Source organism: Magnetococcales bacterium (genome assembly GCA_015228815.1).
Taxonomy (GTDB): Bacteria; Pseudomonadota; Magnetococcia; order Magnetococcales; family UBA8363; genus UBA8363.
Map to the genome: position 1 here is coordinate 128,688 of JADGCV010000003.1, position 26,414 is coordinate 155,101.

The 26,414-nt window shown below is 56.4% G+C and carries 23 protein-coding genes and 1 pseudogene; 7 read left to right on the forward strand and 17 right to left on the reverse strand.

The genetic code is table 11. The annotated features are described in order from the left end of the window. Positions 1-33: 33 nt before the first annotated feature. A complete protein-coding gene (locus tag HQL76_02280; GenBank protein MBF0107991.1) occupies positions 34-273 on the forward strand; it encodes a hypothetical protein in 240 nt (79 codons plus the stop codon). Here HQL76_02280 and HQL76_02285 read toward each other — a convergent pair. The 14 genes and pseudogenes from HQL76_02285 to HQL76_02350 form a co-directional block, all read right to left on the reverse strand. Continuing rightward, positions 260-763 carry a hypothetical protein gene (locus tag HQL76_02285; GenBank protein ID MBF0107992.1) on the reverse strand — a complete coding sequence of 168 codons (504 nt, stop codon included), beginning with the start codon at positions 761-763 and terminating at the stop codon, positions 260-262. The two genes, HQL76_02280 and HQL76_02285, sit on opposite strands and share 14 nt — an antisense overlap. After that, on the reverse strand, positions 756-2,291 hold the full coding sequence (locus tag HQL76_02290) for a hydrogenase iron-sulfur subunit (protein ID MBF0107993.1): 1,536 nt from the start codon (positions 2,289-2,291) through the stop codon (positions 756-758). Before HQL76_02290 ends, HQL76_02285 begins: the two co-directional genes overlap by 8 nt. A gap of 68 nt (positions 2,292-2,359) precedes the next feature. Then, on the reverse strand, positions 2,360-3,178 hold the full coding sequence (locus HQL76_02295) for an SCO family protein (protein ID MBF0107994.1): 819 nt from the start codon (positions 3,176-3,178) through the stop codon (positions 2,360-2,362). Further along, the gene (gene cyoE / locus HQL76_02300) at positions 3,175-4,062 is read right to left on the reverse strand and encodes a protoheme IX farnesyltransferase (protein ID MBF0107995.1); all 888 of its coding nucleotides are present in this window, start codon (positions 4,060-4,062) and stop codon (positions 3,175-3,177) included. The genes HQL76_02295 and cyoE overlap by 4 nt, the downstream gene beginning before the upstream one ends. A gap of 151 nt (positions 4,063-4,213) precedes the next feature. Continuing rightward, positions 4,214-5,947 carry a cbb3-type cytochrome c oxidase subunit I gene (locus HQL76_02305; protein ID MBF0107996.1) on the reverse strand — a complete coding sequence of 578 codons (1,734 nt, stop codon included), beginning with the start codon at positions 5,945-5,947 and terminating at the stop codon, positions 4,214-4,216. Between the two features lie 26 nt (positions 5,948-5,973). Further along, complete coding sequence (locus tag HQL76_02310) at positions 5,974-6,510, reverse strand: cytochrome C oxidase subunit II (GenBank protein ID MBF0107997.1); 537 nt, start codon at positions 6,508-6,510, stop codon at positions 5,974-5,976. Between the two features lie 437 nt (positions 6,511-6,947). Continuing rightward, on the reverse strand, positions 6,948-8,516 hold the full coding sequence (locus HQL76_02315; protein MBF0107998.1) for a c-type cytochrome: 1,569 nt from the start codon (positions 8,514-8,516) through the stop codon (positions 6,948-6,950). Between the two features lie 2 nt (positions 8,517-8,518). Further along, positions 8,519-9,688 carry a heme d1 biosynthesis radical SAM protein NirJ gene (gene nirJ / locus HQL76_02320; GenBank protein ID MBF0107999.1) on the reverse strand — a complete coding sequence of 390 codons (1,170 nt, stop codon included), beginning with the start codon at positions 9,686-9,688 and terminating at the stop codon, positions 8,519-8,521. After that, on the reverse strand, positions 9,676-10,686 hold the full coding sequence (locus HQL76_02325; GenBank protein MBF0108000.1) for an Lrp/AsnC family transcriptional regulator: 1,011 nt from the start codon (positions 10,684-10,686) through the stop codon (positions 9,676-9,678). The genes nirJ and HQL76_02325 overlap by 13 nt, the downstream gene beginning before the upstream one ends. A gap of 45 nt (positions 10,687-10,731) precedes the next feature. Next, positions 10,732-11,706 (reverse strand): annotated as a pseudogene (locus HQL76_02330) (Lrp/AsnC family transcriptional regulator). Between the two features lie 36 nt (positions 11,707-11,742). After that, complete coding sequence (locus tag HQL76_02335; GenBank protein MBF0108001.1) at positions 11,743-12,927, reverse strand: protein nirF; 1,185 nt, start codon at positions 12,925-12,927, stop codon at positions 11,743-11,745. Beyond that, positions 12,924-13,229: a cytochrome c gene (locus tag HQL76_02340; protein MBF0108002.1), complete on the reverse strand. Its 306-nt coding sequence runs from the start codon at positions 13,227-13,229 to the stop codon at positions 12,924-12,926. The genes HQL76_02335 and HQL76_02340 overlap by 4 nt, the downstream gene beginning before the upstream one ends. Positions 13,230-13,402: 173 nt before the next feature. Then, the gene (locus HQL76_02345) at positions 13,403-15,070 is read right to left on the reverse strand and encodes a c-type cytochrome (protein MBF0108003.1); all 1,668 of its coding nucleotides are present in this window, start codon (positions 15,068-15,070) and stop codon (positions 13,403-13,405) included. Positions 15,071-15,300: 230 nt separating this feature from the next. Beyond that, positions 15,301-17,805 (reverse strand): CHASE2 domain-containing protein, encoded by a 2,505-nt coding sequence (locus tag HQL76_02350; GenBank protein ID MBF0108004.1) that lies wholly within the window; start codon positions 17,803-17,805, stop codon positions 15,301-15,303. Between the two features lie 281 nt (positions 17,806-18,086). Between HQL76_02350 and HQL76_02355 the strand changes: the two genes are divergently transcribed. The 4 genes from HQL76_02355 to HQL76_02370 are packed head-to-tail and all read left to right on the forward strand — an operon-like array spanning position 18,087 to position 21,485. Beyond that, positions 18,087-19,133 carry a molybdenum cofactor biosynthesis protein MoaE gene (locus HQL76_02355; protein MBF0108005.1) on the forward strand — a complete coding sequence of 349 codons (1,047 nt, stop codon included), beginning with the start codon at positions 18,087-18,089 and terminating at the stop codon, positions 19,131-19,133. Beyond that, a complete protein-coding gene (locus tag HQL76_02360) occupies positions 19,126-20,361 on the forward strand; it encodes a molybdopterin molybdotransferase MoeA (GenBank protein MBF0108006.1) in 1,236 nt (411 codons plus the stop codon). The genes HQL76_02355 and HQL76_02360 overlap by 8 nt, the downstream gene beginning before the upstream one ends. Before the next feature lie 5 nt (positions 20,362-20,366). Continuing rightward, a complete protein-coding gene (moaC, locus tag HQL76_02365) occupies positions 20,367-20,864 on the forward strand; it encodes a cyclic pyranopterin monophosphate synthase MoaC (GenBank protein MBF0108007.1) in 498 nt (165 codons plus the stop codon). Between the two features lie 15 nt (positions 20,865-20,879). Continuing rightward, a complete protein-coding gene (locus tag HQL76_02370; protein ID MBF0108008.1) occupies positions 20,880-21,485 on the forward strand; it encodes a 3'-5' exonuclease in 606 nt (201 codons plus the stop codon). A gap of 39 nt (positions 21,486-21,524) precedes the next feature. On the opposite strand, the gene HQL76_02375 is transcribed toward HQL76_02370, so the two are convergent. Together HQL76_02375 and HQL76_02380 are read right to left on the reverse strand one after the other, a co-directional pair. Further along, positions 21,525-22,460 carry an Rpn family recombination-promoting nuclease/putative transposase gene (locus tag HQL76_02375; GenBank protein MBF0108009.1) on the reverse strand — a complete coding sequence of 312 codons (936 nt, stop codon included), beginning with the start codon at positions 22,458-22,460 and terminating at the stop codon, positions 21,525-21,527. Positions 22,461-22,594: 134 nt separating this feature from the next. Continuing rightward, positions 22,595-23,011 carry a hemerythrin family protein gene (locus HQL76_02380; GenBank protein MBF0108010.1) on the reverse strand — a complete coding sequence of 139 codons (417 nt, stop codon included), beginning with the start codon at positions 23,009-23,011 and terminating at the stop codon, positions 22,595-22,597. Between the two features lie 142 nt (positions 23,012-23,153). Between HQL76_02380 and mutL the strand changes: the two genes are divergently transcribed. Both mutL and HQL76_02390 read left to right on the forward strand, forming a co-directional pair. Continuing rightward, complete coding sequence (gene mutL, locus HQL76_02385) at positions 23,154-25,103, forward strand: DNA mismatch repair endonuclease MutL (GenBank protein ID MBF0108011.1); 1,950 nt, start codon at positions 23,154-23,156, stop codon at positions 25,101-25,103. Between the two features lie 20 nt (positions 25,104-25,123). Further along, positions 25,124-25,552, forward strand: a complete 429-nt coding sequence (locus HQL76_02390) for a YjbQ family protein (GenBank protein ID MBF0108012.1) — start codon at positions 25,124-25,126, stop codon at positions 25,550-25,552. A 54-nt stretch (positions 25,553-25,606) separates the two neighbouring features. Here HQL76_02390 and HQL76_02395 read toward each other — a convergent pair whose 3' ends face one another. Beyond that, entirely contained in the window at positions 25,607-25,960 is a 354-nt protein-coding gene (locus HQL76_02395) for a hypothetical protein (GenBank protein ID MBF0108013.1), read from the reverse strand. Positions 25,961-26,414 lie beyond the last annotated feature (454 nt).

The window sequence follows — 26,414 nt, forward strand, 5'->3', positions numbered from 1 at the left end:
AATCGGCATCTGTGTCGGAAAGGAAGATTACCATTGGAAATCATCTATTTCACCCTGGCCGGTATCTTGCTTTATTGGATATCCGACGTTATCGTGCGCCACATCGAACGCAAACGTGGCGCCCTTTTGCCCAATCGCAGCCTGGTTTTTTTCGCGATCATCCTGGTCCTGACCATGGCGCTTTTCCAGACGATCCAGACCCTTGTCCCCACCGCCACCGATACCGGACAGGCGCCATCCACAAGCCCGAATGATCCACTCAATAAAAAATAAACCGATTGGCCGCACCATCGAAACCGATGACCAGCGACGTACTGGTCCTGGTAACGATCTGCTTTTCTTCCACGTAGTCGAAGCCTTCGCTGCGGTTGCTGTCACGCATGCGAATGCTCAGCCTGTGGTCGCCGTCGGGTATGGGATATTTGGCGTAGACATAAGCGGTCCCGTCGTCCTGGATTCCTGGAGGGGGAAACGTTTTGCTGGCCAGGATGTTGCCATCCAACAACAGTTCCACCAGAAGCGGCGCGCGCTTGCGGGAACACTCCTTGGGTTTGCGCATATTGGGAGCCAGACGTTGCAACTCCTCGCGACTCCTTTCGCGACACGCCTCCATACGCTGGGCTGCATGCTTGAAGGCAAGTTTCAGTTCTGCCCGTCCCGGCTCCAGATAATGATAACCCGGTGAAACGGAAAAAATATAAACCAGGGTAAAAAAGGCGGTATAAAACACGGCCTGCAAGGGCCACTGAATCGACCTAGGCATGATCAACATCCTTGTCTCTGGCAACAAGCTCCTTGTGGAACGCCTCAAGTTGTGCATCCAACGCCCGTCCCTTCCCCTCCGCCTCCCAGAAGAATCGAATACGACCGCGGTCGGTGCGTTTGACGAGACGTGGTTCGCGATTTCCGGCAATGCGTTCTTCCGTCAGGAAGTCACCAAGGCGATGATAGCAGTCTCCCTGGCGGCAACCGGTGACCATCACCCCGTCCGCTCCCTTTTTCAGGACATAATCCAGGAAGGAGGGGGGCAACATTCCGGTGCAGGGAAGCCTGACCACGCCGATGCGGGACACGTCATGGACGGTGGGGGTGACGCCATGATCGCAACCAAACACCATCAACCGCCCCTTGCCACTGAGTCCCGCCATGGCCTGGTCGGTTTTTTGCCGCAACAGGTCCAGGGACAAACCGGGCATGTGAATGCCGACCTTGAGCGCTTCTCCAGCCAGACGAAACGGGTTGGAGGCGGAACAGGAGCCTACGCAAATGCCACAGGCGGTACATAATGATGGATCGACCGTGGATTCGAACTGTTTGTCTCTGCCATCGGTGCGCGGACGCATGGTGGCCGCGCCGAAGGGACAATCCCGGGCGCAACCGCCACATCCCGTGCAGTGTTCCACCATGACGCTGGCCGGAGGGGCCTCCCGCCTGGGAGGCAACCACGGCAGCAGCAGCAGCAACAGGGTGGTCCCCAGGGAGAGCCCCCAGGCCCACCCCGGTCCCAACCGGTCCACCACCGGATAAATATTCAGATAGAACCAGTCCAGGTTGAGCACGAGTGGCGATTGCGACAAATTGGCCGGTGCATGGCTGACCGCCGGTTTGACGAGCGAAAGGATCAACAATGCCACCGTGGTGCCAATGGTCAAATCCCGCGGTGGCATGAAATCAACCTTGCTGATACGACTGACGTGGGTCCACAATAAAAAAACCAATGCCACGGGAAGCCCCAACAGGTGAAGAAATGCCATAAGGGTAAAAAACCGGTCCGTCACCTGCCCTGGCAGAAAGTTGAAGATCATGGCACTGGGAATGACGGGAAGCCAGTCGGACATTTCCGCCGTGGCGATGGCCACATATTGGGCCAGCATGTCCCATACCAGCCAATAGCCGGTAATTCCCAGCATGACCACCAACCACAGGGTGGGAACTCCGGTGAACCAGGAAAACCAGCGGACGCCACGATATCGATCACGACCGAATTCCCGGAACAAATGCAGAAAAATGGTCACCACCGCGGCATCCGAGGCATAACGATGCACGCTGCGCATGACGCCAGCCAGCCACCATTGATCATTCGTCATGTACGCGACCGACGAATAGGCCCCCGTGACACTGGTGTCGAAGAAGATGAAAATATAGATGCCGGAGACCAGTACGACCCAGAAAAAATAAAATGTAAGCGAACCAAGATGGTATAGAGGGTTTGATCGATTACCGAAGATAATGTTGAGCAACCCTTCCATCCAAAGGATGATGCCATTGCAGAGTGTGCGAAAAATTTTCATTGGAGATATTTTTCTTTATTTTTTTTGTGATTTGACGAAGACAAGACCGGCGCCATGATGACGGATCATCATGAGCGCAAGGTACGTCTCACCTCCCGAAAAAGCCAGATGGCGGTGCCAAGAATAATGCTCGCCCCGATGAACAGGCCGACAAACAAGGAATAATCAAACCGATAGGCATTCTGGTTGGGATCGTAGGTCGTGCAGAAAAGGCGCACCCGGCGGACCAGATCCTCCATTACCGAATCCTCGCGACGGGGTGTGCCGAGGATCAATTCCTTGAGCGGGTCAACCAGCCATGGCAGCTGGATGATCTCTCCATAAACCTGCTGATGGATCACCCCATCGGCGTTGACGACCGTGGCCTGGGTCATGTGATCGAACCCCTTGGGGGACCGGACATAGCTGAACCCGACGTTTCGTGTCAGCCGTTCCACGGTATGGGCATCGCCACTCAGAAAATGCCAATGTTCATCTTTTACCCCTTGATGATCGGCAAACCAGGCCATGGCTTTTGGATTGTCCACCCGGGTATCGAAACCGATGGTCACGACGGTGAAACTGTCCACCCCAAGGGCTTCTCGCGCTTTTTCAACCATGTCTGCCAGCGAACGGGTAACTGTGGAACACGTCTGGAAGCAGCTGGTGTAGACGAAACTGATGACCAGAGGTTTTCCCTTGAACGAGGCCAGACGAACCGCCTGTTCATGACGGTCAAGGAAGGAATAATCTTCAAGAGGTTTGCCCACGGCGTTCCGACTCATCGCCAAGGCTCTTTCGACGTCGAAGACATCGTCATTTGCGGCATTTGCCGTCAACCAGGGAACCGTGACCAGCAAGACCAGCCACACCCAGCGCGATAAAACACCGTCCATGATCGTTTTCATGTTGCCCAGGGTCCCATCCGGCCATCGAAGGAGGCAGCGACCAGGAGCACAAACAAATGCACCAGCGAGGCGCGAAAGTTGGCCATGGCCGGAATCGGCGTGGGGTCCCAGGTAAGGATGAGACTCCTGGACAGGAAGTATCCCCCGCCGATGACGGCCCCTGCCAGATAGAGCCAACCCAGACCAAGGAAAAAGGGGACCAGGGAAACAACGACCAACAGGGTCGTATTGGCAAGGACCACCTTGGCGGCCCGCATCTCTCCGGCGACCACCGGCAACATGGGAAGATTGACGGACTGGTATTCTTTTTTCAACGCGATGGCAAGACTCCAGAAGTGGGATGGGGTCCAGAGAAACAGAATGAACGCCAGGGAGGCGGCCAGAGGGGTCATGTCGGGGTCCACCGTGGCGGTACCGGCCAGGACGGCAAAGCTGCCGGCCAAACCACCGATGACGATATTCAACCATGTGCGCCGCTTCAACCAGATGGTATACACCACGCCATAAAAGAAAGCGCCCAGAAACACGTAAAGCGCCGCGGTGGCGTTGATGTAGCGCCAAACCGCCACCACGGGCACAACCAGCAACATGGCAAAAAAGAATAGCCACCATGGGGAATGCGGGAGCTGCCCCGATGCGAACGGGCGATTGTGGGTGCGCGTCATGCGGGCGTCAATATCATGGTCATGGTAATGGTTCAAGCCCCCGGCCGCTCCCGCCGACAGAAGGATGGCCGTCAACAATAAAAACACCTGACCCGCGCTCGGAGTGCCACCCGCCGTAACCGCAATTCCCATTCCGGCGGTCAACATCATCGCAAAACCGATACGGAGCTTGAGAAGTACGAAGACCTGCCTGGCCAAGATTCTCATGGTGACGACCATCCTCGAAGATAGAGTAAACTGTAATAGATTATCGCTTTTTTATTAAAGATTGTTTGTTTTTAAATAACATAAGGCAATCACCCATCTTGATTCTTTCCTCTTGGGCAAACAAGTCCGTCGGGGGTGGGGTGACCCCACCCCCCATGGAAATTTATCCGAGCTTCCAGAGTGAAGACAGATATTTTGCGTTGATGAAGAAGTAGACGACAAAGGACAGCAGGAATACCAGGGCCAATACGAAGGTTCCCTTGGCTTCGGTGGCCTTGGCGCTGCCGGTATCTTCGATGGGGCTGAGTTCCAGCTTGTCGGGACGTTCCACCGTGTAGCTGGAGGCCGCCAACGGAAAGCCAAAGCTGGAGAACAAGGTCGCGCCATTGTCCAGGCGCTTGCCGAAGACCAGAGAGCCGACGGCGATGAGGCAATAGGAAGCGCCACCCACCGCGGCGAGCAAACCGCCGAATCCAGCCAGGCCCATCATGGTGATGGCGGTACCGGCAAACTGAAACTGGAGGCTGGCATCGGCAAAGTTGATGTCCCAGTGCCGACGGGGAACGCCCAGGGTGCCCGCGCCGAGCATGAAGAGGATCAACATCAACATTCCGGCGGTGAAAATGTAGGGTTGCCATTTGGCCAATTGCGGCAGGATGAGCTGGCGACGGAACAGGACCGGAATCAAGAAGTAGGTAATGGCCATGAATGCGAGCGTCGTGCCTACCGCGACGGTGGCGTGAAAATGGCCGGGGACGAAAATGGTGTTGTGAATGATCAGGTTGATCTGTTCGGTACCCATGACCACTCCGGTGATACCGCCGATGAAACCGAAGACCATCAGGGAGAGGAACATGCCGGAGAAAACCGGATTTTCCCAGGGGGCCTTCTTGAGCCATTCGAACAAGCCGTTGTTGAACCCTTTTTTGCGCTGAGCCACCTCGATGGCGCCGGGAACGGTAAGTCCGTGAATCATGCTGGCCAGAACCGCCAGATACATGGCATAACTGGTATTGAACACCTTCCAGGTGGAACCGATGCCCGGATCGACCAGGAGGTGGTGGGCGCTGGCAAGCTGCAAGAAAAGAATATAGAGCAGAAAGGCGCCACGGCTCACTTTTTCCGACATTGGTTTGGCGCCGAAAACGATGGCGGCGATGGCATACCACACCGCGACATGGGCCGAGACGTTGATCTGTTGGGAAGAGTGTCCCATGCCCCACCAGATGACACGATAAATGGCGGGATCGATGTTGCTGATCAAACCAACGGACCACAGAAAGGTGGGGATCAGGATGACCGCGCCCGTGGCGATCGTGAAAATGGCGATAATGGCGGCGGTGACGGCGCCGAAGGTCACCAGGGGGACGGAGCCGTCATAGGTTTTTTCGTCCTTGGCGACCACCAGCGTCGCCAGGAAAATAAAGCAACCGATCAACGCGCCCACGGCAAAGAGGATCAACCCCAGATAGAAGATCGGCTCCGCCTGCATGGGCACGTAGGAGGTGAACATGACGCTGGAATTGCCCCGCAGAAACGCCACCATGGCCAAAATGGACCCCAGCAGCATCAGGACAAAACCGATCCAGCCGATCATCGGCGTTGCCGGACGACACCGCAGCAGCGTCGAAGAGGCGAAGTAGAGTACCGCTACCTCGAAAAAGATGATCCAGAACAGCAGGATTGCCGTTCCATGCAGCGTCAGCGCCATGTAAAACGTCTCCGCATCCAATAAATGGATGCCGGGGGCGCGGGTGGCGGCCACCAGGAGACCGAAGATGCCACCGATCAGGAGGTAGACCACCCCCAATACGGCATGAGCCTTCATCAGAGACTCGGCCGATTTGTGAAAATACAGGCCCGAATCCGGGCATTGTCGAAACATTGCTACAGCCATTTGACAGCTCCTTTGGAATCAAGTCCTCATTTCACATAAATCTTGCCCAACATGGCATGGTGGCCGATGCCACAGAATTCGTTACAGACAACGCCAAATTCACCCGACTGCGTCGGCGTCATGGTAAACACCGTTTCGTATCCCGGAAGAATTTGCATGTTCATGTTGACCGGTTGCACGGAAAACCCATGTTGCACATCCAGTGAAGAGACATGCATGCGGTAGCTTTTGCCTTTTTCCAGTTCGAGGATGGGCCACCAGTCCCAGGTGCGACCCACCAGGTACACATCGCTGCCCTGGGGCGGGGCCACCACGGGAATTTCCGCGCTCCCTTCCTTGCGTACCGTATACTGGTCCACCATGGCCTTGGCCTTGCTCTCAAACGCCTCGGGGGTGACCTGGTAGGCTTCGTTGGACAGGTTTTGATCGCCGTAGATGTGCCAGTACGGCATCCACAGGAAAAGCACCAGACACCAGATCAAGGCGATGGCAATCCACATGGCCTCGATGGTGTGCAATTTTTCGTTCCACCATACTTTCGTTGCGGGGGGCATGATACTCATGGACTCGTTCTCCTTCCTTGGTGTCGCTCTATCGGGCCAAAGGTATGTTGACGACCTCGATGATGCCCCATATGACGTACAAAACTGTGGGTGATAACACACCTATAAAGAGAAGAAGGAACGGGTTGTCAAGAACTCTTTGCATAAACGGTACCTCGATACCAGTATCTTCTGTTTCTTTTTCCATGATGGCGCCCTCTCTTATGTTATAGAAATTGCATCTGACTGTTTGAATTCAAACCTCAGTTTCCGGAAAGACTACCAAAAAGCGATCCGTGCGGCATACGAAAAGAGGAGAGAATTGATCCGGATCAGGTAGATAGTAAAAAGACTTGTGGCAAAAGGAGTTACATGGAGAGCAACCGTTCAGGGACAGTGCGTGGCCATCCACGACAGCCGCATTCCGGGGAATCCGGTCCGCTTGCGCGACCCGATGGTCAGTGGCTGGTTCCCGAGGAACGGTTTATTTTGTTGAAAACGTTATATTTTCCAACAGGTTTTTTCATGGGAATACGTTTGACCTCTTCCAGGGTGCCGCTGTCGTACACCACGAGCGCGCCATCCATTTCCCAGATGCTCAACAGGGCATGACGTCCATCCTTGGTGAATTCGACGTGCGCCGCGGTCTTTCCCGGGGCGGGACGCAGCGTTTTGACAATTTCCAGGGTGGATTTGTCGATGACATGGACCGAATCCTTGTTCGGACCCAGAAAAACATCGGCCCAGGCGTAGGGGGTGGCTTCGTGACTGCGCAGGAAGAATCCAGGTCCCAACGTTTTGATGCGCTTGATGGTTTTCCATGTGTGCAAATCGACGACCGTGATTTCCCCCTCTTTCAGATTGGGGCTCGCCATGACGGTGGTATCCTGGTATTCCCAGGTGATCCCGGAGGCCAGATGCGGCATGCCGGCGATGTCGATCCGGGCGATCCCGCGCCCGACATTCAGGTTGACCACCTGTCCCGAAAGTCCGCTGCGGGAGGCGCCGATTAAATGATCATAGTTCTGGTCGAAGAAGAAATCATCCAGGACCGATTCCAACACAATGCGACGGATGGGAAACGGACCCTTGGCCACCGGGCGCTCTTCACCCGAGGCGGCCTGGAAATCGTGGGTGGGGGCGGTCTCGACCGGACGCGCCTTGTCGTTGTAGGGAATCTCCCAGATTTCGGGCAAATCCTTGAGCGCAACAATAAAAGTATTGCGTGGCGCGGCGGTGTAGACGGCGCTGGGACGGGAACTTTTTCCCTGGTCATTGACGATGGGAATCATGTGTACCAGGGACAGGTCCCGTGCATCCAGCACCACCAGGGTATTGGGCAGGGTATTGGCCGCCATGATGTAGCGGCCATCTCCGGAGACAGCCACATTGCGTGTGTTGATCCCAACCCGTATTTCACAGGTCACTTGCAGACTGAAAAGGTCGAACTGGCTGATCCAGCCGTCGCGTGACGCCAGGATGGCGAAACGTCCATCCGGGGAATATTTGATGCCGCCGTGCAGGGCAAAGCGTGTGGGAAATCGATGAATCGGTTCCAATCGGTCGCCATCGAGCACGGTGGCGTGGTGATCACCCGCTTCCACCACCATGAACAGATTCATGGGGTCTGCCGCATGAACCGGTTGTCCCGGCAGACCGGTTCGATCATGATGGACGACATGACTGGCCTCGATGGCCGCCTGGTTCCAGGAAACCGGAGTGGAACGGGGGGTATAGATGAATGTCACCAGGGATTGGATGTCGTCCGGGGACAGTTTTTGGTCGAAGCCGGGCATCTGGGTGGCGGGACGCCCTTTGGCGATGACCGCGATGGCCTCTTTTTTCGGGAACCGTTCGAGATTCTCCGGCAGCAGCGCCGGTCCCATGGCCCCCAGGCGGTCGATGTGATGGCATTGGGCGCAATGTTCCTGGTACAGGTCGGCGGTTTCCCGAGGTTCTCCGGCCACGGCCAGACCTGCAATCATGAATGATACCCCGAACGATGGTGTCAGCCTGAATAGATTCATGATCATATCCTCAAGTCTCCGACGATTTCTCCATCCGTAAGGTAACAACCGGGATCTTCGTTCCATGGGTCGCCTGTCGATTGGCAGGCCCTGACCCGCGTGTTGCCACCGCAGATGGACAGATAATGGCAACCGTGACAACGTCCTTTGACCGGCCTGGGTTTCTGGCGCAGTTGTGCCAGAATGGGGTCGTCGTTGTCCTGCCAGATTGCGGAAAAAGGACGATTGCGCACATTGCCCAGACTGTGGTGACGCCAGAAAATGTCCGGATGGACCTCTCCCCGTTCATCGATGTTGGCGATTCCGACCCCCGACGCATTGCCTCCCCACTGGCGCAACATTTTTTCCGCCCGATGTACCAGGTGGGGCCAATGATTCCGCACCCAAAACAGAAAATAGACCCCATCCGCATCATTGTTGCCGGTGACGATTTCACGCGCCGTCCCCGACTGGAGATCGTCATGACTCAGCGAAAACAACCAGTCCATGGTCTGTCGGATGGCCTGGTGGTCGGCGTCGGTGTCGCGGTTGGCCCATCCCCGTCCGGCATAGTTCCAGTGGGAAAGGTAAAACCGGTCCAGTTTTTCCTCGGTCATCAATTGAAACAATCCCGGCAAATCGGCGGCATTCTCCCTGGTCGGGGTGAAACGCAATCCCACCTTGACGCCCTGATCGCGGCAATTGCGGATTCCTTCCAGGGATTGGTCGAATGCTCCATCCACACCACGCATCCGGTCATGATTGGTCCTCAGGCCATCCAGGCTGACGCCGACATAATGAAACCCAGCCTCGGCGATGCGTCTGGCCTTTTCCGTGTCCATCAACGTACCATTGCTTGACAGTCCGACGTAGAATCCCAAGGCCCTTGCCCGTTCGGCAATGGTGAACAGGTCCGGATGCAACAGGGGTTCCCCGCCGGAGAGGATCAGGGCGGGTACGTTGCAAACCTTCAAATCGTCAAGCACCTGGAACATTTCGCGCAGGGAGAGTTCTCCATGAAATGTTTTGTTGGCCGATGCGGCGTAACAATGCGCGCAGGAAAGATTGCATCGTCGCAGCAAATTCCACACGACCACCGGGCCGGCGGGACGTTTTGGAGCGGAAGGACGTCCTGGTCGATCCGTGGTGCCGGGTTGCATCAGACGACGCATGAATCGGGTCAGCCGGAACATGATGAAGTCTTTCTCGGGGATTGGATGCGCAGGCCGGTCTTTTTGAGAATGCGTGTGCTGTGCAATACCTGGTATCCCTGGTGATCATTTCCGAGGATCTCTGCCAATGACGATACCTTGGTCGCCACGGCGTCGTGGTCGGGTCCATGAACCATGACGAACAGGTTGTATGGCCATGTGGGCCGATGGCGTGGTCGTATATAACAATGGGTCACAAAATCGAGCGTTCCAATGAGTTTGCCAAGCGCGGCAACCTTGTCGTCCGGCACGTCCCAGACCGACATGCCGTTACCTGTCAACCCCAGACGATAATGGTTGGTTGCGGCGCCGATTCGTCGGATCCAGCCGCGGGCGATCATCCTTTGCAGCCGGTCCAGAAGTGTTGTGGTCGTCAAACCGATCGTTTCCGCGACGACCCGATAGGGTTCGGAAACCAAAGGAAGGCCTGTTTGCGTGGCGGTGATGATGGCATGGTCGATGGCATCGGGTTTTGCCGTGGCAGGAGACGTGATGTCCCTGACGGGCAGGGGACGGGTGTCGATATGGCCATCGTCGTCGAGATGTACCTGAAAGCCCAGACGAAATTCGTGCAGTTTGGGCAGGTCGAACACGGCAAGGCCGGTCAGGGATTCCAGGCGGGTCAGGACTGCCCTGATTTCATGTTCATGTTCCGTGGCCACGACGAACCACATGTTGAGTTCGTGATCACGGGCATAGTTGTGGGCAATTTCGGGTTGGGCGTTGACCAGGGTGGCTACGGTGTCAAAATCCTGGGACGGGACGCGCATGGCCGCCAGGGTAAGGCCGCCTCCCATGAGCTCCGTATTGAAAAATGGACCGAAACGGGTCAGGTATCCGTCGTGAAGCAGCCCAGTCAGTTTTTCGATCAGGAATACTTCGTCCATGTGCAGATGGGCGGCAACGACGGCAAAGGGATGGGGATCAAGGGGAAAATCATTTTGCAGATGATTGATGATACGGATGGCGAATGGATCCATGAAACAATCTCCGTGGACGTGTATCTCCCAGACCCCTTTTTTCTTTCAATAATGAAACCCGGAGGGTCCCTGGGCAGTTACGTCAAAATATCTGGCACCACACTGTTTGAAACGACGGCGGCTGAACAGTATCTGTCTGGGAAAAGCTGTCAAACCACAACCTTTGGTAATAATATCGGCACGATGAAGGGTCTCTTCCCGCCTTTGACCATGAATCATGCAGTAAAAATTATAAGGCCATCGGGGCAGAACACGTTTGCGCAAATAACTCAAGGAAACAAAATCGAAAGAAAGAACTTTTTCTCCCGCCTCCCGAACCATCCGGTCGGGAAGGTCCCACACCGCCATGGCATTGGCACGGTAGCCCAACTCATGGTGATGCACGATGACCCCGGCACGCTTGATGACACCCTTGGCATGCAGTTCCCGTAACCCTTCCAGGACGTCCATCTCACTCAATCCCAGGGTCAAACCAATTTCGTGATAGGGACGCGGTACAAGAGGAAAACCATTCTGCACCGCGACCACCAATTGTTGTTCCTGAATGGTAAGCATGAACTAGCGACCGATCTCGAAACCAAGGTTGATGTAAAATTCCTCTTCCATCGGCATGGAATAAACCTGCAAACGGCTTTTGCGTTCAATTTCATCGATGATCGCCTGAAGACGCGATGGCGACGCCGCCGTGATGACAAACCAAAGATTCAGTTCATGCTCACGCTCATAATTGTGATTGACCTCGTGAAAACCATTCACGATACCAACGACCTTTTCCAACTGCTCCGTCGGTACACACATGGCAGCCAGAGTGCTGGCTCCAACCCGGCGCGGACGCAAAACCACGCCGACGCGACTGATCAAACCGGCCTGCCGCAACAGACAGAGCCGTTCCAGAACCTCTTCCTCCGTGATGCCAAGCTGTTCGGCCAATGCCAGATAGGGTCTTGGAACCAATGGAAAATCCTGCTGAAACTCATTGAGCAGACGATAATCCAGGCCGGTCGTCGTCGTTGCCGCCATGATCGTGGTATCCCGCACGCTTGGGTGGCCCATGGATCAAAAACCGATTCTGTTGGCTCTTGAAGTCATGAAAATGCCACTGGGACTTTTTGCCGGCAAACTGGTCAGACGCACGAAACTACTGGTATCGAACACATCGATGCGCTCTTCGTCGCGCACCGAAACCCAAACCTGCTCCCCCCGAGGGGTGAATTCCATGTGCATGATTCCCGGTCCCGGGGTCATGGTCTTGACCACCTTCAACGTGGGAACGTCGATCACCTGCAAGGTATTGTTGTCGGGGTGGGCAAAATTGACCCACACCTGACGCCCATCGGGTTGCGCCATGGCAAAAACCGGTTGGCTGTGAACCGGGATGCGGCCAACCTCCTGCCATGACTTGCGGTCCACGACCAAGAGTTCGTGACGCCCCATGGCAGGGAGGAAAAGGAAGGAATCGGTCATGGCCCAGCCGCGCAGATGCGGCATTTTATAGACCGAAAGCCTGGGTTCACCGTGGCCGTAGTGGTCCAGGATGCGCCGGACCCCCTTTTCCCGATGCCATAAATCGATCAATGCGAAACCATCCTCGCCGAACAGGCCGGCGACATAATAACGACCGTCCGGAGAAATCAAGGCATCGTAGGGTTTGCGACCGACATCCTTGAATCGGGTGATGGCAGGACTGGCAGGGGTGCTGACATCGACAAGCCAGATTTCGTCGGCATCGAAAAGGCTGAAAATAAAACGCTGTCCCGGGACGTCGGCCAGGCCCACCACCTTGGATGGATGGCCCCCGGCATCGACCGCGGCAATATCCGCGACCATTTCCAAGGTTTCCGAATTGAAAATACGCACGCCGCCCGGTTCATAGTTGGCCACCGCCACCAGCCGCCCATCCTGGGAAATGGCCCCGCCGATGCTGTTGCCCGCCTGCACCACCCGTCCGACACGTTGACCGGTGAGCAGATCGATCTTGCTCAACCCGCCATCGCGACCAAATATGAAAGCGAAGCGGGCATCCCTGGAGTAAACCAGCGATGCATGCGACAGATCTCCCAGTTCCTCGACACGCGACAGCCTTGTTTTATCGGTGGTTTCCACGACCAACACACTTCCCGAGGCCCGTTCGATGATCACCCCCAGATCGCCACTGCCGCGAGAAGCGCATCCATGGAGAAAAAGGGACGGCAGCGAAAGGGCCAACCCAATGTAAAAACCTGGAAACGAAAGGCGCATCATCGAAATCCTCCAGATTGCAATTTTTCGATCAGCCAACGAATTTCTTCCCGGGTCAGCAATTCCTTCCATGCCGGCATGGCATTTTCCGCCCTTCCAAAGTAGACGGTATCTTCGAGCATGTCGGACGGTTTTCCCTCAAGGGCCTCTCTGGTCAACGCCGGCCCCAGACCACCTTTCATGGTCATGCCATGACAGGAGCCGCAATCCTGAAGTACCAGACGCGCCAGTTGTCGTTGCCGTTCCGGGGCCACTTCCGCAAGGGAGGAAGCCGCGCATGGAAACGACGACACGAGGAAAAACAGGACACCGATAAGGCTTCGATGGATTGCGCACAAATCTCGCTGGTCTCCTCACTCCCGCCCTTCGCACTTTTATAAAAAGGGAAAGAAACAGGGAGGCTGAACGATGATCCCGGTCCGGGAAGGGGCTTGCCCCTTCCCGGACCCATTGAATCGTTTCCGAATGTCAACACACCTTAGTAAACGTCATGCATGGTATTGTAGACATTGAATTTTCCTGTTGGCGTCACAATGACCGGATCCTTGATGACCGTTTTCAGCTTGCGTGTTTTGTCGTCCACGACGACCAAAGCCGATTTTTCACCCTTGCCGCTCCACACGGAAAACCACACCTCGTCGCCGTTCCGATTGTATTCCGGTTGCACAATCTTTTTGCCACCCGGTCCCAGGTCGGCCCATTCGCCGATGGGAAGCACTTCAAAACCTTTTTCCAGGTTGTTGATGTCATACACGGCGATGGATTGCGACGATTTGGCTTCGGTGCTGAGGGGGGTGTCAACCCACAGATTTTTGGACTTGGGATGGGTTTTGATGAACAAAGAACCGCTGCCCTGACCTTCCAGGGTGCGCACCACTTTCCATACATGGTCGGGATGACCCTTGGGGTCGGTACCGATGAGGGAGATGGAGGAGTCGCCCAGGTGACTGGTGGCCCATACCGGCCCAAACTTGGGATCGACAAAGTTGGCGCCACGACCGGGGTGGGGAATGGCGCCGACATCGATCAGCTTGACCAGTTTGCGTTCCTTGGAGTCGATGACGGCAATCTTGTTGGATTTGTTGGCCGCGGACAGGAAATAACGCTTGGTGGAGTCCCAGCCGCCGTCATGCAGAAACGGGGCGGCATCGACGGTGACCGATTCCAGATTGTTGATGTCGGAGTAATCGACAATCATTACCTTGCCGGTTTCCTTGACATTGATGATGAAATCGGGATGCTCGTGGGAAGCGACGATGGCTGCCACCCGGGGTTCGGGGTGATATTCGCCTGTATCCACCACGTTGCCGCGGGTGGAAACGATTTTCAGGGGTTTCAGTGTATCGCCTTCCATCAGCACGAACTGCGGCGGCCAATAGGACCCGGCAACGGCGATCTTGTCTTCCCAACCCTTGAATTTGGACGTTTCCACGGAACGGGCCTCAAGCCCGACCTTGATGGTGGCGACGTTGTCGGGTGTGGCCATCCATAGATCGATCAGGTTGATCTTGGCGTCGCGACCGATGACGTACAGATAGCGGCCAGAGGTCGAAAGGCGGGAAATATGCACGGCGTATCCCGTGTTGACGACGTTGATGATCTTTTTGGTGTCGCCATCGACGATCGCAACCTGTCCGGCATCGCGCAGGGTCACCGAGAATATGTTTTCCAGGTTGAAGTTGTTCATCTTTTTGGTTGGACGATCCTTGACCGGGACGATGACCTTCCAGGTTGCTTCCATGTCCTTCATGCCGAATTCGGGCGGAACGGGCGGGGGGGCCTGAAGGTAGCGGGCCATGAGGTCGATTTCATCGGGTTTCAGACCACCGCTTTCACCCCATGCCGGCATGCCGCCTGGCGAACCATGGGTGATGAACTGGGTCAGGTAATCGGTCCCCAGAGGAACCGTCAGATCCGGAGTCAAAGGCTTGCCCGTGGCCCCCTTGCGCAGCACGCCATGGCAACCGGCGCAACGCTCGAAATAAATCTGCTTGCCCGTTTCCATCTCTTTTTCGCTGATCGCGGGAGCATCGGCTGCCTGGGCCTGTCCAACAAATGATGAAACACCCGGGGCAAATGACATGGCGGCAAACAACAGACCCGCCATCAAACACGATTGTCTCAAAACACTTACCTTTTTCATCATGCATATCTCCCTAAGTTTCTTGGCCCGATGAACCCTTGATGGCGCGGATAAAGACAAGGACATGTTGTACAACGCAACACCGAATGAATTCATATTAACACGAATTTCTTGCAGGGTAGCGAAATCACGGGAAAAGATGCTTGACAAACATCAAGTATTGTTCGTTATTTGCCGCCGGGAGAAAGAAGAAACGTGATCGAAGCCATCCGCGATTTGCGAATGACCTTTGCTCAACCGTTGATCCGGGATTTGATGCACGCCACCAGGTCCCGGGCCAGCTCGATGCACCCTGGATAGCGGTTTTCCGGCTGGGGTTCGAGGCACTTGTGGATGATCCGATCGAGGCAATCGGGAATGGAGGCGGGCGTGGAGGCGGGGGGCGAATGTTCCGGAGGCGTCGCCATGGCGGGGTCGGTCTGGCCGGTGATCAACTGCGAAAAAATCCGCCCCAGGGCGTGGATGTCGGAGCGCCGGTCCGGGATATTCCCACTTCTTTGTTCCGGAGCGAGCAATGAATTCACTCTGTGCCAGGGGTGTTGGCGGTCGTCTTCGGAAATCGCCTCCAGAAGCAGGTACTGAGCGAAACCGGTCAGTTTGATTTCCTGGGTGACATCGTCATGGATGATGTTTTCCGGCTTGAGATTGCCGTGAACGATTCGAAGCCGGTGGGCATGGTCCAGGGCCATGGCCGCCTTGGCGACGATCTGGATGACCGTGGGCAGCGGCAGCAGCTGGCCGGGGGTGACATGTCGTGCCAGGCTTTGCCCCGGGCAGCGTTCCATGACGACGATTCCCTGGCCATCGAGAATCTGGGTCTCCTCGGTACGGATGATGTTGGGATGGCGCAGGGACTGGCATTGATCGGCCATCCGCCCGAACAGCGACTTGGCGCGGGAAAAGGCGGTCCCATCGGGAAACCGTTCCTGAAGGGGAATGATCTTGATGGCGACCTCGCGGTGTTGGGTATCGTCGATGCCGTTCCAGACGGTTCCGAAGAGGCCCCGTCCCAATTCCTCTTCCAGGCGGTAACGGTCGAGCAGTTCCAGTTTTCCTGGAATCAGGGCAACGTGTGGTTCGCCGTCGTCACCCGTCGCACCCGCCGATATTGTGGCTCTCATCTCGGCCAATCGTTGTCCGCAGTCGCGATATCCGGGACTTTTTTGTTCCAGATATTCAAGGATTTCGATGGATTCCGGGAAACACCCCGTCTCCGCGCAGACCACGGCCAGATGGTGGAGCATTTCCAGGGTCGATTCATCGAGCCGGCATTGTCGGAACCGTTCGAAGGCCAGGGAGAACGCCTCCTGGCCTTGCAAGGCCAGGCCCAACATTTTGTTGCCGTCCTCCATTTCGGAACGGGGTACAACCCGGTCTCGTCTCCTTTTTTCCCGGCTCGTCGCAAGGATCAGGGCGGATCCGGAAAAAAGAAACAATGCCGGACCGGTCCATGGGATCCAAAGCGAATGGTGCATCATCAGATGGATTGCGCCGATCCATCCCAAAACGGCCACGCCCATGCCGGTCACGCCACCAATGAATGGCGACAGCCACGGCATGAACAATACAAGTGCCGCGCCCACGGACACAATCATGATCCATCCCGATTCATCGGTCCATGAAGGGCGTTTGAAGGCATCCTGGTTGAGGAGGGTCGCCACTTCATGTGCCAGGAGTTCGACGGGGGCAAGCGGCTGGCCCAAAGGGGTCGGATACCGCGGGATCAAACCTGGCGCGGTATCTCCGATCAGGACGATCTGATTGCGGAAGGTGGCGACCGGGACCTTGTCTTCCAGTACATCGATCAAGGAGACCATGGGAAAGGGACTTTGCCCCTGGGCATCGTGATAGAAAAAGGTCAACATGGTATCGGAAAAGCCCCGGGAAATGTCCCATGTTCCCGGAACAATGGATCGGCCCGGCTGAAACTTGATTTCCGATGTCTGAATGTTCAGGCTTCGGGCCGCCACGCTCAATGCCAGGGATGGAAAGAATGCCTCTCCGACCCGATGACCGAGCGGGGACGAACGGACAACGGAATCGGAATCGGGTTCGACGGACAGCATTCCCAGGGCAAGCACATGCTTGGCAATTTCCGGGGGCGGCGCCTGGAGAAGGAGCAACTCGGGCATCCCCGTGGGCAATGAACCCGCTTCCATGGTGGACAGGGCGTGTTTCAGGAATTCCCGACGAAGCGGGATTCGCGGCGATGAATCGGATGTTCGGGGAATCCCCCGGATCGACAGGATGACATTGCCCATTCCGCCGACGAATCGACCATATTCCAGGGAACGATCGATTTTTTGCATTCCTTCGGCCAGTTTTTTTTCCAGGTCGAAAAGGGTTTGCGCCAATTCCCGATCGGCCCGTGACTGGAAATCGCTGGAATCGAGTTTTTTCTTTGCCTCGATGAGGATTTCCATGGCAGTTTGATCATCCTCGAAGCCAATTCCCCGGGTGTCCACGACAAGTCTGGGATTGCCAGGGGCCAGGGCGCGGATGAGTCGCATGTCATACCGCGGATCCTGGAACCCCTGTTCCATGGCGGCGAGTGAACGGGAATCGACACCGATCTGGATGATGCGCTGGGCCATGGGGCGCAGCGAAAAACGGACCCCCAGATCGTAGGTCATCCGTTCCAGGGACGCCAACAGCCCAAACCGGTCCGCCAACAGGAAACAGGTGGTCAGAAGGAGCAGCATCAAGCGGGTTTTGCTGAAAAAACGGGTCGCGGTCATCCGGAATCGTCATGTCACCAGTGGGTCCCGGGGCGGGATGCCGGTCGGAAAAGCCGTCCGAGGGGATGTTTCTCAAGGATTACCGCAAATCATAAGGCATGCCATCGAATTGAACAATGCCTGCCGCTTGGCCTGGGAATTCTGGAGGCGTCGAAAAACAATTTGTTCAATGGACGGGAAGGGTCATGGAGACTGTTTCCATGGTCTTGAGTGTCCATCTTTAGGAAAATGATGATTTCAGGCATTGTTGTCAACCGTGTCGTTTCAGGTACAGGTGAGACATGATCCGCATTCAGGAGGAAGACTTTTCCGTCGAAGAGGAGATGACCCGGCTGACCCGGGGTTTGCAGCGTGTGGGTGGCGTGGTCGTGTTCGTGGGAACGGTCCGTGATCTGACCGGCGAGGGATCCCGGGAGAACAAGGAAGCGATCGTCGCCCTGGAATTGGAACATTATCCAGGCATGACCGAGGGGGAGTTGACAAAGATCGAGCGTCAGGCAAGATCACGATTCGATCTTGAGGCGCTCCTGGTCATCCATCGGGTCGGGCGTCTTGCGATCGAGGAAAACATTGTCCTGGTGATCGCCGCCGCGGCCCACCGGGACCAGGCATTCGATGCCTGCCGCTACGTCATCGACTATCTGAAGATCTTCGCGCCCTTCTGGAAGAAGGAAATCCTTGCGTCGGGTGAACGATGGGTTCATTCCTGTCCCGGATGTATCGCGGCGGCCACCCGCTGGCACGATTTTGATGCCGTCGCGCACCGGTCGGACGGCATGTGTCGGCATGATCACCCGCCGCGCCAGGGCGCCACGACGCCGCTCCCGTCACGGGAGAGAACGGTGGACTGGAGCGGTTTGAAGGCAGGGATTCTGACTCTTTCCGATTCCCGGAATCCGGCTTCGGACCAGAGCGGCGATGCCCTGGAACAACGGATCGCCCGGTTTGGCGTTTCCGCCCCCCTGCGGCGGATCGTGCGCGATGACCGGGAGGAGATTGTCCATTGTCTCCGGACCTGGGCCGATGTGGAAGGATTGGATGTGATCCTGACGACCGGCGGTACCGGTCCGGGACCAAGGGATGTCACCCCGGAGGCGACGCGAATGGTGACCGAACGGGAACTTCCGGGGTTTTCCGAGACGATTCGTCAAGAGGGGCTGCAACAGGTGCGATCCGCCTTGTTGACCCGTGGAATCGCCGCTTTTCGTGGCACGACCCTGGTGGTGAATCTTCCGGGATCGACCCGGGGCGCCGTTCACAGTCTGAATGCGGTGGCGGATCTGATTCCACACGCTTTGAAAATGGCCAAGGGAGGCGGACATGGATGAATCTCTGGAAAAAGAGGGACGGAAGATTTCGTTCGCGGAGGCGCGGGAACGGATGCGTGCCTCTGTCGTTGCCGTATCCGAAACCGAGACCGTCTCCCTGGAACAGGCCCCGGGACGGATTTTGGCCCTGGATGTGGTGGCGCGGATCGATGTCCCCAATCATGCCAATTCCGCCATGGATGGCTATGCCGTCGTCCATGGTGACCTGTCGGGGACGGGACGGGTTCGTCTGAAGGTCGTCCGCGAGGTTGCCGCGGGGGGCTTCAGTTCCATTCCGCTTGGCCGTGGGGAAGCGGTACGAATCATGACCGGAGCCCCGATTCCTCCCGGAGCCGACGCGGTGGTGATTCAGGAGGTCTGTCGGCACGAGGGGGACTGGGTGGAGGTTCCCTGTGGCGTCTCTCTGGCCGAGAACATTCGCGCGGCGGGGGAGGACATGAAGGTGGGTGATGAACTTCTGACCGCGGGCCGGCGGTTACGGTCGGGAGACGTGGCGGTGTTGGCGGCCCAGGGGATCGACCGGGTCGCGGTCTTTCGTCGGATTCGCGTGGCGATTCTTTCGACCGGAAACGAGGTGGTGTCGGTTCCCGGGACCCTTCGTCCCGGACAGGTCCATGACAGCAATCGTGCCGGTCTCAAGGCCGCTCTGGGTCTTCAGGGGTGCGACGTGCTGGACCTCGGCATCGTTGCCGACGACCGGGAAGCCATCGAGACCGTCCTGGAACGGGCTGCCCTCGATGCGGATGTCATCATCAGTACCGGCGGGGTGTCCCAGGGCGATTACGATTGGGTTCACCGGGCACTGGCGCGGAAAGGGACGGTCGATTTCTGGCAGGTGGCGATGAAGCCCGGAAAACCCCAGGCGTGCGGACGGTTGGGACGGGCGGTATTTTTTGGGCTTCCGGGAAATCCGGTTTCGGGATTGACGGTATTTCACCTGCTGATCCGTCCGGCGCTCTTTCACATGATGGGATGCCGTTCCTGGACGCAAAGGGTGGTCGAGGCGGTGTTTTCGGGCCGTTTCTCCAAGAAACATGGACGCAAGGAATTTCTTCGCGCCGTGCTTCACCTGTCGCGGGAAGGACCCCGGGTCGAACTGACCGGCCCGCAAGGCTCGGGCATCGTGACAAGTCTGTCCCGTGCCAATGCGTTCATCGTGTTGCCGGAGGGACCGGTCGCCATTTCCGACGGCGATCGGGTGGAAGTGTGGCTGATGGAGGATGAATGAGGAACATGGACACGAATGCCAGGGAATTGACCCATTTCGACGCCAAGGGGGCGTCGCGCATGGTGGACGTGTCCGCCAAGCCGGAAACCGATCGCCTGGCCGTGGCCGAGGGATGGGTGCGCCTGCGTCGAGAAACCCTGAACCTGATCCTGGATCGGAAAATGGCCAAGGGCGATGTCCTGGAAGTTGCCCGCCTGGCCGGCATCATGGCGGCCAAGAAGGTCGATGACCTGATTCCCTTGTGCCATTCCCTGAACCTGACCGGGGTGGACATCGCCTTCGAACCCGAAATCGAGGAGGAATCGATCCGGATCGTCGCCCGTGTTCGTTGTCACGGGGCAACCGGGGTCGAAATGGAAGCCCTCACCGCCGTGGCCGTCGCGGGTTTGACCGTTTATGACATGTGCAAGGCCGTGGACCGGGAAATGTCCCTCGATGGAATCCGTCTCCTGGAGAAGTCGGGTGGACGCAGCGGACATTTTGTCCGTTCTTGCATGGAATGATGGGAACGTCGATTCATGGAAACCATGGCCATCATTGACTTCGAAACCACCGGACTGTCTCCCGGCGATGGGGCAAGGGCCACGGAAATCGCCGCCATCATTATTGAAAATGGGGAAATCGTCCGTCGTTATCAGAGTCTCATGAAGACAGGTGCGTGGATTTCTCATTTCATTACCGAACTGACCGGAATCACCAACGAGATGGTACGTCACGCCCCACCAGCCGCCAAGGTCATGCAAGAAGTTGCCGCTTTTGTCGGGGAGTTGCCTCTGGTTGCCCATAATGCCGCTTTCGACCGCAAATTCTGGGATGCCGAACTGGCCTTGATTCACCACACACGGCAACAAGAATTCGCATGTACCATGCTGACGGCAAGGAGGATCTATCCGGCAGCGCCCAATCATAAATTGGGAACCCTTGCCGCATTTGCCAACCTTCCCGACACCGGCAAGGCCCACCGTGCCATGGCCGATGCACTGATGACGACCCACCTGTTATGTCACATGGAAGAAACGCTACGCCAGCGGTACCAGATCCGGCACCTGACGCACCCCATGCTGCGCACCCTGCAACGGGCGAAGGTTTCAAATGTGCAGCAATCCATTGTTAAATTTAGATGAGTTTTTCCATGCTGCGTTTGGGTGGGATGCCTGGTCTGGCTACTGAAAAATCTGCTCAATCTTTTCCGCGCCGAAAATTTTCTTGCTCCATCTTTTCAGAGTATCCAGATCGGCGTCGGAAAGTTTGGCACGAGCCCAATCCGGGATGGAACCAAACCGTTCTTCGAGCTGGTCGAGCAGCATATCGACCTTGCCTTCCAACTTGCCTTCCAACTTGCCTTCCAACTTGCCTTCCAACTTGCCGAGGCCATAGGTGGATTCCACCATGCTGGCCTGGTAGTGGAGATCTTCCTGGTACTGTTCATAGGCCTGCCGCTCGGCTTGGGTAAGTTTCAGGATGTCCAATTGCTCCTTGGCCTTGTCAAGTCCCTGAGCGGTGAAGTTGTCTGGAATTTCCCCATTTTTGAGAAAATAGACCCACTCGTCCAGAGTGTCCCGCGCCACGTCGTTGAAGCGGTTCACCTTGAGCAGGTAATACTCCGGGAAGAGGCCGGAAATCGAATCGTGGCGGAACAGTTTTTTCTGGCCTTCGCTGAGCGCCAGTTCGTCGTGGGTGTGCAGTCCCCGAAACGAGGTGGCGCCATGATAGACATAATCCTGTCCAGACCCCAGGTCAAAATACAGAATGCTGACGGAAATGACCTTTAAAATTTTTGCATAAGGTTCGCCTTGCTGAACATGTTCGAGAACCGCCTTGGAGGTTCCGTACAAGAGGCGCTGCAAATAATCATGTTCACGTTCATACTGGATTTCGATGAGAACCAGCTCACCTCTGGTGTTCCTGGCTTTCAGATCTACCTTGTTGTATTTGTCGAACCTGTTTTCCTGGTTGCTTTCGCTTTCCAGAATTTCCACAATGCGGACCTCTTCGCCAAACAGCACGGCCAGGAAACCTTCGAGGATTTCAAAGTTGGCTTTGCTGCGTAGCAGGCGCTTCAGGGCCCAGTCGAAGCTGATCAACCGACGTTGAGGCATGCTGCAAGAGGCTCCATCATGAATGGTACCCGCGGTATATTCGGGCGTGGCGAAATTCCAGGGTAAGAGCAGTCAGACTCTTTTCGGCGTTGTTGTTTTGGTGGGAAAGGGACGACCTTCGTGTACGTTTCTTGTCATCGGACGCCCTTGGCGTTGAAGAACTCCTTGTATTGCATGTCGTGACGGTTGATGTGACTGAAGAGCCAGTCGAGCAGGAAAAATTGCAGATCGACGGAGTAGGCGATTTCCTTGTGCGCTATTTTCTCGGCCAGGGTGTCGAGCGTTTCGATCAGCCGTCGATGTTCTTGCGCGTGTTCTTTCTTTTTTGGATAATCCATTTTGGCAAACAGGTCTTCTTCCGCCTGGAAATGGTATCTGGTATAACTTTTAAGTTCGTTGAACAGCTTTTCAAGCTGAATCCAGTCGGAAGGTTCTGGTTTCCTTTTTTTCAGTTGATCGACGATGGCGGTGATGGCGAGAATGAAGTCAACCAGTTTTTCATGGTCGGAATTGAACCGGGCGACCCCGACGTTGCGCAGTTTTTCTTTCAAGTTTGGAAAACCATTGGCATGGAGTTGTTGTCTCGATCTTAATACCAGGAAAATGCAGAATAAATGCTTGTGAATCGATGGTCAAGGTATTTCTGAACAAACAACGCATGGGACTTGTTCTTTGGAGGTGACGATACGGTCCATGGATGTCCCGACAGGAATAAAACTTCTTCCCGAGACCCTTGCCAACCAGATTGCGGCGGGCGAGGTGGTGGAACGTCCGGCCTCGGTGGTAAAGGAGCTGGTTGAAAACAGTCTCGACGCGGGGGCGAATCGGATCGAGGTCGAAATCGACCAGGGGGGGAAACGGTTGATCCGGGTTGCCGACAATGGTCACGGGATTCCGGTCGCTGAGGTTCCCTTGGCGCTGTTGCGGCATGCGACCTCGAAAATTTCGCGGGTGGACGATCTTTTCAACATCCGTACCCTGGGTTTTCGGGGCGAGGCGCTCCCGTCGATCGCCTCCGTGTCGCAGATGGACATCGAGACGCGGACGGTGAATGCCCAGGAGGGGGTGCGCATTCGTACCCATGGAGGCCGGACGTTGGAAAGCGTCCCTCTGGTGATGGGCGTCGGGACGCGGATTCTGGTGCGCAATTTGTTTTTCAATACCCCGGCCCGTCTCAAGTTCATGAAAGCGGAGAAAACCGAGGCCGGGCATGTGTCGCATCTTGTGGAACGGTTTGCCTTGTCGCATCCCCATGTTTCCTTTCGTTTGTCGATCAATGGCCGGGAGGTATTTCACCTGCGCGAAGGGGAGGACGAACGGGCGACACGAGAACGATTGAACCGTATTCTTGGGACCGACTTTGCCGATCATTGCATGCAATTCGAGGGGGACCAGGAAGGGATCCGGATTCTGGGATGGATGGGGCTTCCTTTATTGCATCGTGCCAATGCCCTGGCCATATATTTTTTCGTCAACGGTCGTCATGTTCGCGACAGGATCATGCAACATGCCGTGCGCGAGGCGTATCGGGATACCATTCCCCGGGACCGGTTTCCGACGTTGGCCCTGTTTCTGGAGATGGATCCCCGAGACGTGGATGTCAATGTCCATCCGGCCAAGCAGGAGGTTCGCTTCCATAATGGTGATCTGATCCATTCCATCATTCGTCGGACTCTGGGCAAGGTGCTTGAAGGGAGTGGCGTCCGGGCCAATACGATTCTGCCAGGGGCGACCATGGAACGATCGGGGATCGCTTCGCCGACATCGTCTTCCGGGGAAATCGATGCGACCCTCCCGGCGCATGTTTCCAGGCCCGTTCAATGGCCATCCGGGGAGGGGGGCGGTTCGAGGCCGGTCCAGGAAGAGACGACGGTTGGGGACAATCGTGGCGGCGGTTTTTCACCATGGAACGGTTTTTCCTCCAAGGGGGGGGTGGCTTCGGAGAACGTTTCCTCGTCGAGGGCGGCTGCGGGGGTTGCCGAGTCCTGCCATGGCGGCGCGGCGGCGGCGCGGTGCGACCCGGAAACCCGAACCGGGACGCTTCCTTCGCTGGAGCATGATTTTCCGCTGGGCGAGGCCCTGGGACAGATCCATGGAACCTATATTCTTGCCCGGAATCGGGAAGGATTGGTGTTGGTGGACCAGCATGCGGCGCATGAACGGATCGTCTACGAGCGATTGAAAGAGGCGATGGCCTCTGGAGCCAGGCTGCCGCGGCAAATGCTGTTGCTTCCCGAGGTTCTCAAGGTTTCCGCCGCCGAGGCCCGGTCGATTCGACGTCATGTCGTGGCCCTGGAGGAGGTGGGTTTGGTCCTGGAACCCTTTGGCGAAGATGCTTTTGCGGTTCGGGAACTGCCGGAGATCCTGGGCTGTTCGCATGTTCGCGCCCTGGTTCTCGATATTGTCGCCGATCTGGAACGGTTCGGAGCAAGCCAGGCCCTGGAGGATCGTCGGGACCGTATCCTGACGGCCATGGCGTGTCATGGTTCGGTCCGGGCCAATCGCAGGCTTCAGTTGGAGGAGATGAACACCCTTCTGCGTCAGATCGAGGTGAGTCGTCGATCGGGACAGTGTGGTCATGGCAGACCGACCCACATACAACTGTCGCTGGCCGAAATTGAGAAGTTGTTCGGTCGGCGTTGATGGAAAAAAAGGAGTGCATGATGCGTGAATTGATCCATGTCTCCACCCGTGAACGCGAGGAGTTGGTGGACATTACCCCACGGGTTCAGGCGGTGGTGCAGCGCAGCGGCATTGCGAACGGACTGGTTTCGGTATATGCCCAGGGGGCGACGGCGGCGATCATGATCCAGGAAAATTGGGACGATTCGGTCCAACAGGATGTCATTCACTTGTTGCGCACGCTGATTCCCCGAGGGGTTTGGCGGCATGACCGCCAGGATGGCAACGGGGATGCCCATCTGAAGGCGGGATGGGTGGGGCCTTCCCAGACCATTCCCTTGATGGAGGGGCGCCTGGGTCTGTCGCAATGGCAAAACATTTTTCTGTGTGAATTCGACGGTCCCCGGAGCGAACGCACGGTTGTCTGTACCATCCTGGCGGACGAAGGAAAATCGGCAGCGATCGGTTGAGGATCGGGCGGAAGTTTCCCCTTGATCCGGATGCGGTCAGGAAGCGGTTCGGCTTCAATCATAACGGGCGGCGATCTGGATGGCGGTCATGGCCATGGCTTCCAGGTCCAGGTCATGGACGTGGCAGTTTGGGGAACGGGTCCCTTTTTTCTTTTGTGTCTCGGTGCATTTGCACCATTTCAGGACATGGGGACGCATGGCATCGACCACCTGGGACACGATGTCTTCTTCCTCGATGGTCCCCCGGCCCATGCAACGATCACAGGGAAAAAACGAGGCCCGGGTCCCCTCGGGAGGGGAAATCAGTCCGGTGCCGTGGCAGGTCTTGCACAGATGAAGGTGCGAATAATTGATCTTCATGACGACATGATCTTTCTTCAGGTTGAACGGCGGGCCATGCCCGTCCATTGCGGTAGGTCATTCAGGCGGTAACGAGTGTGAAAAAAGGGATTTGGCACGGGTTTCGTCAAGGAAGAAACGCAGGCCGGCAAGGTGCGATGGGATGATTCCTGGAAGCCGATGGATCGATTCGCCCGGATAACCGATGGCTGGTAATTGGCAAAAGGTCGAGATGATGACGTTGACCTTAAGAGCCTCTCTAAATCTAACCAAGTACCCTCCAACAATCGCCTCAGGATAGCGGTATTCCTGGTGCCTGGCAATGTTTTTTCCTTGGGTCGGGGGATTGTTGTCGATTGGTTGTAACTGCCCAGGTACCCTTTGGGTTCAATTATTGAAAGAAAAAAGGGGTCTGGGGGATTGCCCCCAGGGTTTTGACTTTGTTTTTTTTCCACGCGCCCTTTCACCCGAAGCAAGATTCCCGCGTGGTTTTTGCGGGAATCTTGCGTAGGCGCGCGCCTTG

Excerpts from the sequence above, each read along its gene's own strand:
- HQL76_02285 (MBF0107992.1), bottom strand. The coding sequence starts at position 763 with ATGCCTAGGTCGATTCAGTGGCCCTTGCAGGCCGTGTTTTATACCGCC.
- HQL76_02290 (MBF0107993.1), bottom strand. The coding sequence starts at position 2,291 with ATGAAAATTTTTCGCACACTCTGCAATGGCATCATCCTTTGGATGGAA.
- HQL76_02295 (MBF0107994.1), bottom strand. The coding sequence starts at position 3,178 with ATGAAAACGATCATGGACGGTGTTTTATCGCGCTGGGTGTGGCTGGTC.
- cyoE (MBF0107995.1), bottom strand. The coding sequence starts at position 4,062 with ATGGTCGTCACCATGAGAATCTTGGCCAGGCAGGTCTTCGTACTTCTC.
- HQL76_02305 (MBF0107996.1), bottom strand. The coding sequence starts at position 5,947 with ATGGCTGTAGCAATGTTTCGACAATGCCCGGATTCGGGCCTGTATTTT.
- HQL76_02310 (MBF0107997.1), bottom strand. The coding sequence starts at position 6,510 with ATGAGTATCATGCCCCCCGCAACGAAAGTATGGTGGAACGAAAAATTG.
- HQL76_02315 (MBF0107998.1), bottom strand. The coding sequence starts at position 8,516 with ATGAATCTATTCAGGCTGACACCATCGTTCGGGGTATCATTCATGATT.
- nirJ (MBF0107999.1), bottom strand. The coding sequence starts at position 9,688 with ATGTTCCGGCTGACCCGATTCATGCGTCGTCTGATGCAACCCGGCACC.
- HQL76_02325 (MBF0108000.1), bottom strand. The coding sequence starts at position 10,686 with ATGGATCCATTCGCCATCCGTATCATCAATCATCTGCAAAATGATTTT.
- HQL76_02335 (MBF0108001.1), bottom strand. The coding sequence starts at position 12,927 with ATGATGCGCCTTTCGTTTCCAGGTTTTTACATTGGGTTGGCCCTTTCG.
- HQL76_02345 (MBF0108003.1), bottom strand. The coding sequence starts at position 15,070 with ATGATGAAAAAGGTAAGTGTTTTGAGACAATCGTGTTTGATGGCGGGT.
- HQL76_02350 (MBF0108004.1), bottom strand. The coding sequence starts at position 17,805 with ATGACCGCGACCCGTTTTTTCAGCAAAACCCGCTTGATGCTGCTCCTT.
- HQL76_02355 (MBF0108005.1), top strand. The coding sequence starts at position 18,087 with ATGATCCGCATTCAGGAGGAAGACTTTTCCGTCGAAGAGGAGATGACC.
- HQL76_02360 (MBF0108006.1), top strand. The coding sequence starts at position 19,126 with ATGGATGAATCTCTGGAAAAAGAGGGACGGAAGATTTCGTTCGCGGAG.
- moaC (MBF0108007.1), top strand. The coding sequence starts at position 20,367 with ATGGACACGAATGCCAGGGAATTGACCCATTTCGACGCCAAGGGGGCG.
- HQL76_02370 (MBF0108008.1), top strand. The coding sequence starts at position 20,880 with ATGGAAACCATGGCCATCATTGACTTCGAAACCACCGGACTGTCTCCC.
- HQL76_02375 (MBF0108009.1), bottom strand. The coding sequence starts at position 22,460 with ATGCCTCAACGTCGGTTGATCAGCTTCGACTGGGCCCTGAAGCGCCTG.
- mutL (MBF0108011.1), top strand. The coding sequence starts at position 23,154 with ATGGATGTCCCGACAGGAATAAAACTTCTTCCCGAGACCCTTGCCAAC.
- HQL76_02390 (MBF0108012.1), top strand. The coding sequence starts at position 25,124 with ATGCGTGAATTGATCCATGTCTCCACCCGTGAACGCGAGGAGTTGGTG.
- HQL76_02395 (MBF0108013.1), bottom strand. The coding sequence starts at position 25,960 with ATGGACGGGCATGGCCCGCCGTTCAACCTGAAGAAAGATCATGTCGTC.